General features: G+C 70.1%; 12 protein-coding genes and 1 pseudogene. 3 read left to right on the top strand and 10 right to left on the bottom strand.

Annotated elements, in window-relative coordinates; genetic code table 11:
* Positions 1 to 225 precede the first annotated feature (225 nt).
* On the top strand, positions 226 to 714 hold the full coding sequence (gene tpg / locus PV721_RS06365) for a telomere-protecting terminal protein Tpg (protein WP_319721834.1): 489 nt from the start codon (positions 226 to 228) through the stop codon (positions 712 to 714).
* Here the strand turns inward: tpg and PV721_RS06360 are convergent.
* The 3 genes from PV721_RS06360 to PV721_RS06350 all read right to left on the bottom strand — a co-directional run bounded on the left by PV721_RS06360 (position 612) and on the right by PV721_RS06350 (position 4,962).
* Positions 612 to 2,078 carry an amino acid transporter gene (locus PV721_RS06360; protein ID WP_416371038.1) on the bottom strand — a complete coding sequence of 489 codons (1,467 nt, stop codon included), beginning with the start codon at positions 2,076 to 2,078 and terminating at the stop codon, positions 612 to 614. The two genes, tpg and PV721_RS06360, sit on opposite strands and share 103 nt — an antisense overlap.
* A gap of 522 nt (positions 2,079 to 2,600) precedes the next feature.
* The gene (locus tag PV721_RS06355; protein WP_319721833.1) at positions 2,601 to 4,328 is read right to left on the bottom strand and encodes an IclR family transcriptional regulator domain-containing protein; all 1,728 of its coding nucleotides are present in this window, start codon (positions 4,326 to 4,328) and stop codon (positions 2,601 to 2,603) included.
* The gene (locus PV721_RS06350) at positions 4,321 to 4,962 is read right to left on the bottom strand and encodes a hypothetical protein (RefSeq protein WP_319721832.1); all 642 of its coding nucleotides are present in this window, start codon (positions 4,960 to 4,962) and stop codon (positions 4,321 to 4,323) included. Before PV721_RS06350 ends, PV721_RS06355 begins: the two co-directional genes overlap by 8 nt.
* A 952-nt stretch (positions 4,963 to 5,914) precedes the next feature.
* On the opposite strand from PV721_RS06350, the gene PV721_RS06345 reads away from it, so the two are divergent.
* Entirely contained in the window at positions 5,915 to 6,163 is a 249-nt protein-coding gene (locus PV721_RS06345) for a hypothetical protein (RefSeq protein WP_319721831.1), read from the top strand.
* Between the two features lie 118 nt (positions 6,164 to 6,281).
* Here PV721_RS06345 and PV721_RS06340 read toward each other — a convergent pair whose 3' ends face one another.
* The 5 genes from PV721_RS06340 to PV721_RS06320 form a co-directional block, all read right to left on the bottom strand.
* Complete coding sequence (locus PV721_RS06340) at positions 6,282 to 6,956, bottom strand: HNH endonuclease family protein (protein WP_319721859.1); 675 nt, start codon at positions 6,954 to 6,956, stop codon at positions 6,282 to 6,284.
* Between the two features lie 120 nt (positions 6,957 to 7,076).
* Entirely contained in the window at positions 7,077 to 8,105 is a 1,029-nt protein-coding gene (locus PV721_RS06335) for an ATP-dependent DNA ligase (RefSeq protein ID WP_319721830.1), read from the bottom strand.
* Between the two features lie 333 nt (positions 8,106 to 8,438).
* A complete protein-coding gene (locus PV721_RS06330; RefSeq protein WP_319721829.1) occupies positions 8,439 to 9,164 on the bottom strand; it encodes a cation transporter in 726 nt (241 codons plus the stop codon).
* A 2-nt stretch (positions 9,165 to 9,166) separates the two neighbouring features.
* A complete protein-coding gene (locus PV721_RS06325) occupies positions 9,167 to 9,502 on the bottom strand; it encodes an ArsR/SmtB family transcription factor (RefSeq protein WP_319721828.1) in 336 nt (111 codons plus the stop codon).
* 756 nt (positions 9,503 to 10,258) lie between these two features.
* Positions 10,259 to 10,591 (bottom strand): hypothetical protein, encoded by a 333-nt coding sequence (locus PV721_RS06320; RefSeq protein WP_319721827.1) that lies wholly within the window; start codon positions 10,589 to 10,591, stop codon positions 10,259 to 10,261.
* Positions 10,592 to 10,799: 208 nt separating this feature from the next.
* On the opposite strand from PV721_RS06320, the gene PV721_RS06315 reads away from it, so the two are divergent.
* A complete protein-coding gene (locus tag PV721_RS06315; protein ID WP_319721826.1) occupies positions 10,800 to 11,057 on the top strand; it encodes a hypothetical protein in 258 nt (85 codons plus the stop codon).
* 419 nt (positions 11,058 to 11,476) lie between these two features.
* Here PV721_RS06315 and PV721_RS06310 read toward each other — a convergent pair.
* Both PV721_RS06310 and PV721_RS06305 read right to left on the bottom strand, forming a co-directional pair.
* Positions 11,477 to 11,722, bottom strand: a pseudogene (locus tag PV721_RS06310) (FxsB family radical SAM/SPASM domain protein); the annotation flags it as partial.
* 816 nt (positions 11,723 to 12,538) lie between these two features.
* Positions 12,539 to 12,748: a hypothetical protein gene (locus PV721_RS06305; protein ID WP_319721825.1), complete on the bottom strand. Its 210-nt coding sequence runs from the start codon at positions 12,746 to 12,748 to the stop codon at positions 12,539 to 12,541.
* Positions 12,749 to 13,207 lie beyond the last annotated feature (459 nt).

Below are 13,207 nucleotides of genomic sequence, written 5' to 3'. Positions count from 1 at the left end.
GCGTATACGCCATCCTGGGATTCGCCGTCCGCCTGGTAGCCGGCGCGCTCGTAGAAGCGACGGGCCCGCTGGTTGTCACGAAGGGATCGGGCCCACCCCGGGCGCGGCCAAGGTGGAAGGCGTCCAGGAGATGGTGTGGGCCGTCGACCTCATGGAGAAGGGTCTCAACCCGGCCCGTCACATCAAGGGCGGCGACGCCGTCACCGACGAAGGAGAATAGAAGCCGTGGGGGACATCGACGACGCCCTGGAGCGCGCGGGCCGCGAGACGTTCACGCGGGAGCCACCCAAGACGCTGAAGGGCCGCATCAACTTCCTGATGGGCAAACTGAAGACCACCAGGGCCGTGGCCGCCGAGCTCGGCATCACCCAGCGGTCCGTCGAGCGCTACCGCACCGGCGAACGCAAAACCCCGCCCAAGGCGATCACCGACCGCATCGACACCGCCGTACGGGCCCGCTGGCAGCCCCGGGTCCGCGACCGGCGCCGAAAGGAAGCCGCCACCCGCACCGGCATCACCGTCGAGACGAGGGCCCGGTTCGGGTACACCGCACCCATCGGCACCACTGACGACGGGCGTATGCGACGCCTCACCGTCCACCTCCCACCCGCCTACGCCGACCGGCTGTTCGAAGCCCAGCAATTGCCGGCGATGAAAAACCCGGAGATGACCAGGCCGTCAGGCTTGTCGATGACGTTGGCGACCAGGGCGTAGAGCAAGACCGCGGTGAGCAGGCCGAAGCCGATGGTGGGGGCGCGCCGGCGGTGGCGGGCGACGGAGACGGTGACGGCGAAGGCGCCGGAGACCATCATCGCCAGGATGCCGGTGGCGTAGGCGCCGGCCTGCTCGTCGACGTCGGCGTCGAACGCGAACGTGATCAGGATGCACAGGGCGGTGTAGACGATCACGACGGGGCGTACGGCGCGGCCCCACTCGGGGGCCATGCCGTAGTCGGGCAGGTAGCGGGGGACGATGTTGACCAGCCCGGCCATGGCGGAGGCGCCGGCGAACCACAGGATCAGGATGGTGCTGATGTCGTAGACGGTGCCGAAGCCCTCCCCGACCTGCTCGTGCGCCAGGTAGGCCAGCGCGCGGCCGTTGGCGGCGCCGCCCGGTTCGAATTCCTCGTGCGGGATGAGGAGGGTGGTGACGAAACTCGCGGACAGTAGGTACACGCTCATGATGAGGGCGGCGGTGGTCAGCAGGCGGCGGGTGTTGCGGATCCGGGCGTGCAGCCGCTGTTCGGGATCGGCGCCTTCTGCGGCGACGAGCGGCATCATGCTCACGCCGGTCTCGAAGCCCGACAGGCCCAGCACCAGCAGCGGAAACGCCAGCAGTGCCGGGCCGAGCAGGTCGCCGAAGCCGCCTCCACCCTCGACGAGAGCGTCCGTCCACGCCGTCCAGGCCCCCGGGGTGGTGAACACGTCGACCAGGCCGATGCCGATAACGACCGCGTTCAGCACGAGGAAGATCGCGACCAGCGGGATGGCCACACTGACCGCTTCACTGAACCCCAGCAGGAACACCCCGCCCAGGACCAGCAGCAGCGCCACCGTGAGGCCGACCTCATGCCCGTGCAGTACTGCGGGGAAGAAGGGGTTCTCCACCACGTGCACGGACGCGTCCGCGGTGGAGAGGGTGATCGTGATGATCCACGAAGTGGCGACGAAGCCGAGCAGGACCAGCACGAACAGCTTGCCCCACCAGAACGGCAGCAAGTCCTCCAGCATCGCCACCGACCCGGCGCCGTGCGGGCTCTCCTTCGCCACCCGCCGGTACATCGGCAGCATCCCCAGCAGCGTCAGTGCCACGATCAGCAGCGTCGCCAGCGGCGAAACCGCCCCGGCGGCCAGGGCCGCGATCGCGGGCACGTAGGCCAGGCTGGAGAAGTAGTCCACGCCGGTCAGGCACATCACCTTCCACCACGCGTGCGGCTCCGCATGGGCCTCACCGGCGGCCGGACCCACCGGCTGCACCCGATGCCGCAGCATCCACTGCGCCAAGGCACCGGTCGGCTGATCCCGCAGAGCAGGACTGTCCACCACCTCCGGCATCACCGGCTCGTTCGTATCCCTCATGGCCCCCATCAACCCTTCCCGCACTGCCTGGCATACGTGCACGACGGCCACTGGCTCGGACCCCGCAACGATCATCGAGTATGGGCCTGCCGCAACCGGGCATCCACACGCACCGTCCGGCTCCCATGCCCCGCCCTGCGTCGTGCCCCCGTTCACTCCCCACCGTCCGGTACTGATCCCTGAGCTCGACAACCCCAGCCCAGCGGGCAGAGCGCGGCCGGCAAACCCGCTTGCCCGACTCCGAGCCCCCTGGACAAGCGGAACCCTCCCGGCGAATCGCAGCCAACAACTTTTACGCACGCTTAACGCCCCCACCGCGAGGACGGCGGGCCCGCAAGGTCCGGCGGTCCTGGAGAAGCCGCAGCCGCACCACCGGTTGATCGGGCCCTCTGGCGCGGATCCGGACGGCCGTCTCGGGATCCGCAGTGCGTACGCCGCGTCGTAGCTGTACGGTGCGCGGCTCCGCACCGGCCGCGCACAGAGCTGGTGGGGCCTCGCCTTGGCGAGGCCCCACCAGCGGCGTCAGCTGCGGCTGCCGGCGACCTCCCTGAGCGAGAGGTCGAGGTTGGTGGAGCACAGCACGTCCGGGGGCTCGACGGGTGGAGGTTCCACGGTGCGCGAGGGGAAGGGGATCACCTGTGCCTCGTGTTCCTCCTCGAGGTCATCGGCTTCTTCTCCTCCGGTGTGGTCAGGCGCCGGCCGCTGCACAGCCTGCTGGTGTCCCGCGGCGGCCCGTCCCGGCCGACGGTGCGCAGGCGCGTCCTGCCTGCCGGTCTCCAGGTCAGGGGGACTGGCGGCGAGCAGGAGGGACAGCAGAAGGCCGGCGGATCGACTGGAGAGGATCTTCGCTGCCTGAATGAGCCGGTGGCGTTGCGCGACGGGCAGGGACAGGGCCACGCAGCCGATTTCGCCGTCGATGACGAGTGGGACCGCGACGCACACTTCTCCGTCGGAGTACTCCAGGATGTCGAACTGGGCGGCGAGCGGGCCATGGTGGTCCAGGTTCTGGAAGAGCGCTGCCCCGTTGGTGATGGTGCGCTGGGTGAGCGCGATGGGCCGGTGCCTGGAGAGGTGGTCCATTCGCTGGTCGAAGGTGAGCTGGGAGAGGAGGCTCTTGCCGACCGCGGTGGCGTGTGCTGCCTCGGTGAAGGCGACCCGCTGTTTGACGCCCGGGGTGCTCGGCCCGTCCGACCACCGGACGATGGACACCTCCCCTTGGCTGTAGGTACTGATGTACACAGCAGCGCCGACGGCGTCGCGCAGGCCGGCGAGGACCTGGTCGATGACTTTCCCGGGCCGGCCGGGTTCGGACACCGCGATCAGTCGTAGCGCGGGTCCGGGTACGTACCCGCCGTCGGGCGTGCGCAGGGTCAGGTGCTGCTGGCACAGCCACACCAGTAGGCGTTGCATCACCGGGTGGGGAAGGCTGGTGGCCCAGGCAAGGTGCCTCTCGCTGACCGCTCGACCGGCGCTGGCGATGATCTGTAGGAGGTCGAGGACCCGCTGCGCGGACTGCCAGCGCCGCAGGGGCCGACTGGCGGGTGGGACCTGTTGGGCCAGGTGCGTCAGTGACGCGTGCCGCAGCGGAGCCGGCGACCAGGCAGAGCGGGGCCCCGGCTTCCGGTCTCCGGGCGCTCCCCCGGGCGGGATGGTGGCCAAGGCCGTGTTTGCGGGTAGGGGATCGGGGGCGGCTCCCGTACGCCGGGGCTTGGGAATCCGGGCGGTGAACTTGCCGCGCTTGCGGAAAGTCGCCAGGAGCGTCCGCACATCGGCGATGAACTCACCGTCCTGCTCAGGAAGCGTGTCCCCGCGGTCGGCGAGGCCGATGTCGGCGAGGTCCCACCCGGCTTGCCGCAGAAGTGTCCGGGCATCCTCATGTCCCCACCGGGCAGCACTCACCACGATGGTGACGGCTTGGGGCGCGGAGTCCGGGCCCGACTGCCGCCACAAGGTCACCGCCAGGCGGAACGCCGCACCTGGGTGGTGGTCCTCGCACGCCCGCCTGAGCCAGTTCCTTGCCCGGTCCAGCTCGCCTATCCGCAGGGCCTTCGAGCCGAGCCGGTAGCACGAGTTCGCGTGCAGACGTCGCTCCAGCTCCTGTCCCCTCCAGGTCCGCGGTGGTCCCCAGTCGCCTCCGGGCCGGTCCCAGAAGTCGGCTCCCTTCAGCCCGGACAGCAGGGCAGCGAACGCGGAAGGCTCCGCCACGCCGGTGTCGCCCCATTCGCTGTCGTTGCCACTCACATCACTCACCTGTGTCCTCTTCCCGGCGCCGGGGCTTCCTGTGCCGATCGCGGATATGGAGCTGGATCTGCTCGTCCTCCCTCAGCTCGGCTGCTGCCTTGGTCATCAAGGTCTGGATACGAGCCGGCTCCCGGTTCATGCGCTCCGCGATGGCCTGGTCCTCCATGCCCTGGCTCCGCATCTCCGCGACATCCCTGCGTTGCGTCCTCTTCATCCGCCTGATGGCGGGTATGACAAGGTCCTCAAGGGGGTCCAGCGGGGTGTGCGGCACGATGCCCGCATAGTCGCCGTGCAGGTCCGAGGCCCGACTGGGGCGCGCGACGAATACGCGCTCGCACTCCTGGAGCCCTGCCTCGTCGGCGGGCTCGGCCAGCTTGTCGTAGGCGTCGTTCGCCAGGTTGTTCGCGGTCTCCCTCGCGTACGGCAGAGGGTTGCGGTCCCGCTTCTCAGGGTCCCGCTGCCACACGACATACGTCCGCACGAGGGCCTCGTGCGCCATGTCCTGCACTTGGGAGCGCAGCATCGGATGCCGCTTCCACAGCCCCGCCGCGATGATGCGGGTCCATTCCTCCGCACGATGCTCGAAGAGCGTGCGCGCGGCTTCCTGCCAGGGCAGTTCCTCCTCGTCCGGGCTGTCTACCACGGGCCACGCTCCGGCTCACGGGGATCGGAAGCGGGGGTGGCCCCCAGGGTGGTCCAGACCGTCACCCGGCCGCCCGACGACTCGTGCCGCACGATGACGGACCCGCCGCAGCCACACGGCATGCGGGAACCATGCTCGGCCGGGGCAAGAGCCCCCTCGCGTCCCACTCGCCCGCGAGAAGCCCTTCCCCAGGCCCGGTACACGGCGAACACCACGGGGGTCACGCCGGCCACGGCCGAGATGAACCCGACCACGTCCAGGGCTGTCAATTCACGCTCCATGTTCGTTCGAGAGCAACGCATCCGCGTCACATCTCCCTTACGGAGTGGAGGGCCTCAACTTTCCTGCCGCCCGAAAGCGATCGGAACCGATGCATATCGATCGACTCCTGAGCGATCTCGCCCGACAGGGGCGCACTGTGGAGCGCATTCGCCGGTTCCAGTCGGCCCTAGCACCGGCCGGCCGCCCCGAGCCGGACAAGACCACGTCCCGCATCACGCCCGTACCGCATTCGATGGATCCCGGTACGCGGGCACCCAGGTCGCGGCAGCCTGGACGCGGCGGACCAGCCGGTGGGCCGGCCGAACGGGCGCTCGCGAGGAGGAGTTGAACATGGTGGACAGGGTGCTCAAGGCATTGGGGGCCGCGCACGAAGGGTCGGTGGGGGTGCTGCTCGCCGACGGCAGCGAGCCGGGCCCGGTCTACTTCGACGTGGGCAGCGGCGCGCACATGCCTTCGACGAAGGAGTGGCACGCCTATGACGGCCGGTTCAGCCGGCCCCGCGCCGCCGCCTTGCGAGGCAGCTGCGCGTGCGGGTGGCGGGGGATGGCCGAGTACCCCCTCGACTGGACCATCCTGCCCGCGGACAGGCCGCTGTACGAGGCGGACATCGACCTCTCAGGGCCGCTCGCGGACTACGACGCACACCTGTCGGTGATCCGTGGATGCCGCCGTGCAACTGCCCGCGGACCTGACCGGGCTCCTCACCGACCTCGTCGGCCGGCTCGACAGCCTCGCCGGCGAGGAGCCGCTGGTGGCGCTGAAGGCGCTGGCGGACCTGCGGTACGTCCTCGCCGAGGTCGGCCGGGACGCCGCCTGTGAACTCGCCGCCCAGGAGGTACCGATCGAGGAGATCGCGACCGGGCTCGGCACCAGCGAGACAGCTCCCCGCACCTACCTCAACAGCTACCTCCACTCCTGATCCCCGCCACCACCGGCTTGGGACAACCCCCCTCGCGCCAGCCCGACGGCACGGGTCCGGAGCATACGCAGGGCCGCCACCCCGGTCGCGGAGACGGCCCTGCCCTCGTGCTCCCGGTCTACGGGGCGGGGGTGAACTCCACGTCCGTGCCCCCACAGCCGGCCGCGATCTCCAGCAGCCGGTCCCGCTCCAGCTCGTCCACCGCCAGCCCCCACCGCAGCTTCGTCGCCGTCCACTCCGCGCCGTACCGGCACAGCGCGTCCGGAGCCGGCGGCAGCCACTCGGCCGGGTCCTGGTCCGCCTTCTGCCGGTTCGAACGGGCCGTCACCGCCACCAGCGAGGCCGGCTGGCCCTGGTCATTCGCGTACGCCTCCCGACGCGCGGACGTCCACGCCGACGCCCCCGAGTCCCACGCCTCGGCGAGCGGGACCATGTGGTCGATGTCCAGCGAACCGGCCAGCGTGACCTCCCGCTCGTCGTAGTACGACCACCAGGTCCCGCCGGTCAGGGTGCAGCCCGGGCCGATCTCCGGATACACGACCGCCTCGGCCAGCAACACCTCCTGGCGGGTGTTGCAGCCATCGGCCGGCACGTCGCCGGCATTCCAGTGCCTGAAGGAGGTCCGCTGGTAGCCGGTCCGGTCCTCCACCGCCAGCGGCAGCGCGGATACCGCGACCCCGATTGGCAACACCTGGGGCACGGCAGCAGCCGGAGCCGGGGCGGCGGCGTTCGCGGCCGTGGGCAGAGACAGGGTCAGGGCGAGAGCGGCGACCGCGGCAGCGGACCGCGTCATGATCATCATGAGCCGGTTGTACCGGCCCCCACCCTGTCAGCAACAGGTCGTGCGGGCCGGGTTCACCCGCCCGAGCACGCCGCTTCACCGGCGAAACGCCACTGCACCCGCCCGTGTCCGTCACCCGGCGGCCGCCGCTGGGCCCTCGCCGAACCGGGGTACGTCCTCGAGCCCCACGTCCAGGCGCAGGCGCTGGAACCGGAGCGGGTGGCGATAGACGCCGCCATGGTCGATGGCGCGGTCGGCGCTGACCTCGGCGACCAGGCCTGGGTGGACAAGGGTGGTGTCCAGGACGTCGCGGCTCCCCCACGTCGCCGAGAACTTCGCCCCTGTCCACGGGTGTCCGGGCGCGGCCGCGGTGAGGTGCTCGGCGACCTGCCGGGCGGCGTCCGGGCGCAGGGGTACGGTGCGGCCGACCGTGCGCAGTCGGCCGTTCTGGTCGTGGCGGCCGAGGACGAGGAGCTGCGGGCGGGTCAGGGTGCCGGTGATCGCGCCGACGATCGTATCCGTGGTGTCGCGTCTCCTGATCTTGGTCCACCCCCGGTACCCGACCAGATAGCGGCTGTTCAGGGGCTTGATCAGGATCCCCTCCACGCCCGACACGTCTGTCCAGGACTCCAACCATTCCCGCGCTTTGGCCAGGTCCGTGGTCTGCGGGATCAACGTCCACGGTGCCGTCAGGGCGTGCTCGGAGAAGAGTCCTTCCAGCAGGGTGCGCCGCTCGGCGTACGGGCGCGTCAGGAGCTCGTGGCCGTCCTGCTGCAAGAGGTCGAAGGCGACGAAGTAGGCCGGCCACCGGGCGACGAGGCCGGCGGCGCCGCGGGCGCGGGTGGCGGCCCGGCGCTGCAACGCCTCGAACGACAGGCGGCCTGCCTCGGTGTCCCAGACGACCAGTTCGCCATCGAGGACCAGGCCGGGCGGCAACTGCGCCTCGGCGGCCGCCACCAGGTCCGGCCAACGGTCCTGGACCAGCGCCCCACGGCGGGTCTGCACCAGCACCGTGCCGCCCGGGCCGGCCGCGGTGAACAGCAGCGCCCGGTGACCGTCCAGCTTCTGCTCGTACGCCACCCCCGCCCGCCCAGCGGCCGGACCCGGCACGGCTTCCGCGGCCTGCGCCAGCATCGGCTCAACCGGCGGTCTGAGCGTCACCAGGGCCTCCCTCACGGCTCGTCTGCCCCTCTTACAGGGTCCGCCAGACCAGCCGGAGGCGGCTCTGCAGGACGGCGTCGCGTCATCGATCTGAGGGGCGCAGCGGGCCGGTCAAAGGCGCCCTGCGGGGCTTGTGCGGCACGGTGGCGACATGCGTCGCCGGTCCCTGCCCCTGCTCCTTACCGCGCTGCTCGCGGCCTCGGGATGCGGCACCGTCCACCCCGTGGCTCTGTACGTGAGAACGAGCAGCGTTTTGACACTGGTTCGGGCGGCAGCCCGGCGTCAGCTCCGGCGCGAATGTTCACGAGTTACGACAGCAGCGGGGGCTGCTGGTCATTTGCAGCAGTCGCACCCGGGACGGCAGCCGCACGCGTCCGCTTCGGCCATGGCCAGGCGGGGGGCTGCCGCGGCCGGGGTGGTGGGGGGTGCGCAGCAGCCTTTGCCCTGCCCGGCGTCGCGGCCTTCCTTGACGGCGATGGCGGCGATGACGATGGCGGCGATGGGGTCGGCCCAGGACCAGCCGAGGGTGGCGTTGAGGACCAGGCCGACCAGGAGCACGGCGGACAGGTAAGTGCACAGGAGGGTCTGCTTGGAGTCGGCGACCGCCGAGGCGGAGCCGAGTTCGCGTCCGGCCTTGCGCTGGGCGGCGGACAGGAACGGCATGACCGCCAGTGACAGGGCGGCGATGACGATGCCGGGGATGGACTTCTCGGCCTCGCCGGTGCCGGCCAGCGCGCGGACGGCATCGAAGGTGACGTACGCGGCGAGCGCGAAGAACGAGAGGGCGATGATCCGCAGGGTGGTCTTCTCCCGGGCCTCGCGGACGGCGTGCTCGCGGGCGGAGAACTGCCAGGCGACCGCTGCGGCGGAGGAGACCTCGATCACGGAGTCCAGGCCGAAGCCGATCAACGCGGTAGAGGAAGCCATGGTGCCGGCGGTGATGGCGACGATCGCTTCGATGACGTTGTAGGTGATCGTGGCGGCCACCAGCAGGCGTATCCGGCTGGCGAGCGCGTCACGGCGTGCCGGGGAGGCGCCTATGGATATCTCGGCGGTCATGGTCAGCAGCAGCCCTTCGTCTCGGCGTCCGCACAGGTGCGGTCGGTCTCGACAGCGACCACGGCGGTGCGCAGGTCCTCCAGCGCGTGGCCAAGACGGTCGTCGGCCAGTTCGTAGCGGGTGCGGCGCCCATCGGGCACGGTGACCACGAGGCCGCAGTCCCGTAGGCACGCCAGGTGGTTCGACAGCCGGGTACGGGAGATCCCGAGTTCGTCGGCGAGGTCGGAGGGGTACGCCGGGGCTTCGCGCAGGGCGAGCAGGAGACGGCAGCGGATCGGGTCGGCGAGCGCACGGCCGAACCGGGCCAGCACCTCAATGTCGGAGGCAATAGTCAGCACACCACAACAGTACACAGATTCCTGAATCCAGAGAATCCTGAACTATAGATCACCCGAGCAAACGTCCGGCGCAGGTGCCGCCCGCTTTCGACGACGACCCCAGCCGAGCGCCTCCCAACCCGATGTACAAACGCCGTCGCAACTCCGTGAATAAAGCCAACCCCGCACCTGCCCGGCCCGCAGGGGCCTCGCCCGTCATGGTCTCGGAAGACCACAAGCACCCCGTCGACCCCCGACCCGCACGACCGGACACAGGGGTGGCGCTGCTCCTCTCCCCCACGCCCGACCCTGCGGCCGCGCCTCCGGTCGGCGCCGTTCCCGAGGCCGACCGTGCTCCCGCGCCGGCCCGTCCCGCACCCGCGGCCCGCAACGCGTCAGACGAGACGCAGCCCGCCCGGCGGCTCCCGACCTCAGGGCCGAAGGCCCGGTACAGCCGCGCAGGACGACCCCGCCCCAGCCTGCCGTAAGCCCCACCGCCAAACCCAAGCCCAGGAAGGCGAAGCGGCCAAGCCCTACGACCGCACCACACCGTCCAGTACCCGCCCCCGGGGCGGGGACCGCGGACATGGCGGAGCTGTGCCGCGCCGCGCACGGCGTCACCAGCCCTGCCGTGGCCGCGCTCTGCCACCAGACCTACGAGTCCCGTGCCACCGGAGTTTGAGCGCGTGCCATCGACGTCTGAACGATGTGAGCGCGGCCGGAAGGTCCTGGGGCACGGCGGTGCGCGGCAGGACGCAGTTGGCCACCGCGTCGCGGCTAGTTGAGGTTCCTCTCCACGGTTTCCATCACGAAGCCGTTGTTCTGGCCGTCGTAGATCGTGTTGGGGTGGAGGATGCCCTCCAGCAGGGGTGCGGATCCGCCGTGGTGCTCGCCGAACCCATCGAATCCGTCGGAGCCCGTCCCCGTCTGATCGACGTTGGTGATCTGAATGTTGTCTGCGCTGGTGTTGCCCTCCGAGAGAACGGACACCGGGACGCGCTTGGCGTTGACCAGGTTGAGGACGTCGGTGTCGGCGTGCGCCGGGGCGGTGGCCGCCAGCACGGCGCCGCTCACGGCGGCCACGGCGAGGATGCGAGAAGTGATCTTCATAGCTTGCCCAACGAGCGGATCGTAGGACCGTCACCCGCAGTACCCGTCAAACGTTGGGGGCCTGTGGCCAGCACGAACGCTGGTCACGAGCTCCCGCCGGTCAGCATTCGGTGGCACTGGTCAAACCCCGGTGGCACAGGACACCTACGGCCGACGACGGGGGGCGTGGCACTCGCGGAGAAAATCGAACACCTGTTTCAATTGGGGTGTGAGACCACCGTCCCGTTTCCCCGAGGACCTGATCACGCTCCAAAGGGCGTGGCAGCAGACATTCGCCGAGCTCGCGCAGGCCCCCGCCGGGGCCGGTACGACCGTGCTGCGGCGCAGGTTGATCACCCTCTCCGGGAACCTGTGCACCCGCCCCTCCTGGGCGGCCTCCGCCGCCTGGCGGGCCGGCAGCGTCGAGCTGCGGCGCGCCGCCCGCCCCCACACCTCCGCACCGACGGAAGGAGAGGCAGCAGCATGAACGAGCAGACCATCAAGCCCCGCCCGCAGGTCGCCACCTGGGCACCCAGCCCGCATCGGCGTCCCCCTCTGGCAGACGGCCGCCGGGGGCGGAGTCGAGCCGGCCGAGTACGGCACGTGGGTCACCGCCGAGCAGCTGCGCCCGCTGCCCGGGGTCTGACCTCGGCCGCATCCCGGCCCACCCCCGTACCCGTACCTCGGCGCCGGCCCGGTGGCGTGGCTGCTCGACGGCCGCACCCACGGCCGCCCGGCAACCGTTCACGCCGCGGGCTGCCCGAGCGCCACCGACCGCGCGCATCCACTGGGCACGATGCAGGCCGCTCGACGCCCTCGCGCGGCCCAGTCACCGCGCCCGGTGCAGCGGGCGCCACCGGGATCAGTCGCCGGGGGCGGGCACGTCGTCCTGGCCGTGGGCGAGGACAGCGGGTGGCTCCTACGACTGTCGGCGAAGCGGCGGTGCCGGTCGTTGGCAGCCCGGTCCCCGTCCAAGGAGATGCCGACCCGGACGCCAAACTCGTCGAAGAGGTCGAGGTAACGGGTGCTGAGCTGGAGCCCGTTGATGTGGATCCGCAGGTCGAGGGCGGCGATACCGTGGAGAGCCCGGCTGAACTCCTCACACACGAGGCGGAGCCGGGGCGTGCCCGCCAACAGGGGTTCCCCTCCATGGCAATCACCGTGAGGGTCGAAGAGGTCGATAGCCCCGGCACAAACGTTCGTGCCGGGGATGCTGCGCATTACCGCCGTGCGGTGAACCACATGAGGATCACGCTCACCGCGCCGCTTCCGAGACTGTACGAGGCCCCTCGAATGAATTGACGTTGGACGATACGTCCATGCACATCGCGCCATTTGCGCAGGTGGGCCTTCGCCCTCCCCCTCCGCGTGTCCAAGGTGGCGCTGCTACTCTCTTCCATAGGTTCCCTTTCTGACTGTTGGGGTGCCGCGCAAGGAGCCCTCCCGACCAGTGGCCTGGTAACCGTTGTCGGGGTCGAGGGCTCCTTTTGCGTTGTCAGGAGTCTACCGTTGCGGTCAGGCAACGACTCTTAGTGTCACGGGACTTGCAGCGTTCCCAACCGGCCGGGAACGCTTCGAGACGTAGCCAGACAGCGCGTGGGCGTAGTCAGACAGCGCAAAAGCGTAGCCATAGCGTGCGCGCCAGAATTCACGGCAGTGTTCACATCACACTCCGCCGATTCATAGCGATCACTTTCCCTCACCGGTCGCGGTCTGGTTCCCCGCCACTATGTCAGTTGCAGATCGCAGCCTGCGACAATGACTGAAATCCCAAAAGAGCCCAGGTCAAAAGCCCCTCACTCTCTCCATGGGGGCACTCAATGGCACTCAAGGACACTCGAGGAAACCCAAAGGCATGATTACGCAAGGTTTCCGTACAGCCAGAATGGCCGAAAGTGACCCCTCTGCGCTGTGGGTGATCTTTGCGGCGTCGCTACTCAGACAGCCGTTGCGGCCTGCGCGAGGACATCACGGGCGCAAGCCCTCCTCGCCGAGGTTGGCGAGCATGTCGGCCAGCCGGCCCGCGAGGTCGGCGGCCCTCTGCGGGGACTCCTTGCGGAGCAGGGGCCAGCAGGCATGCGCGTTGCGGGCCGTACGGATCGTGTCGGCCTCGGGGCGGTACCGGGCCGCCTGGCAGCGCAGTGCGGTCGTGATGGGACACACCTGATTGGGCTTCAAGTTTGAGGCGCTATCCAGCCCGCAAGTACTGGCCCGCAGTGTTTCACCGAGCTCTTAGCGAGGGGCAATCTCAACTTGAAATTCGCGCATGAGGGATCTCGATGAGCTCGATGGCCCAACCGCCTTGCGGGCCGGGTGCAGCCACCCGGGCACGGCGTACCCTGCGAAGTTTTCTCACTTCGCCGAGGGTGCCGTGGGGAACTGGTCGTGCAGATCCGTTCCGGGCTCTCCCGGTTGCTGTGGTCAGGTCATCCAGCGAGTCGTTCCCGGGCGTACTCGCGCAGCTCGATCATCGGCTGCTCGGTCCGGTCGTCCAGGCGGCGGATGAGTGCGGAGGCGAGGTCGATGCAGCGGGTGGCCCCGGATTCGAGGGCGGTGTCGAGAGCGGCGCGGGCGGCGGCGGCCGGAGGCGTCGCGGTTGTGGAGGGATCCTTCGGCCCGGTAGGTCAGGAACACTGC

Origin of the sequence: Streptomyces sp. MB09-01, from assembly GCF_033794505.1 — a bacterium.
Classification (GTDB): Bacteria; Actinomycetota; Actinomycetes; order Streptomycetales; family Streptomycetaceae; genus Streptomyces.
The sequence above is the reverse complement of the archived record's forward strand: the minus strand, read 5'-3'. Positions and strand labels throughout refer to the sequence as shown.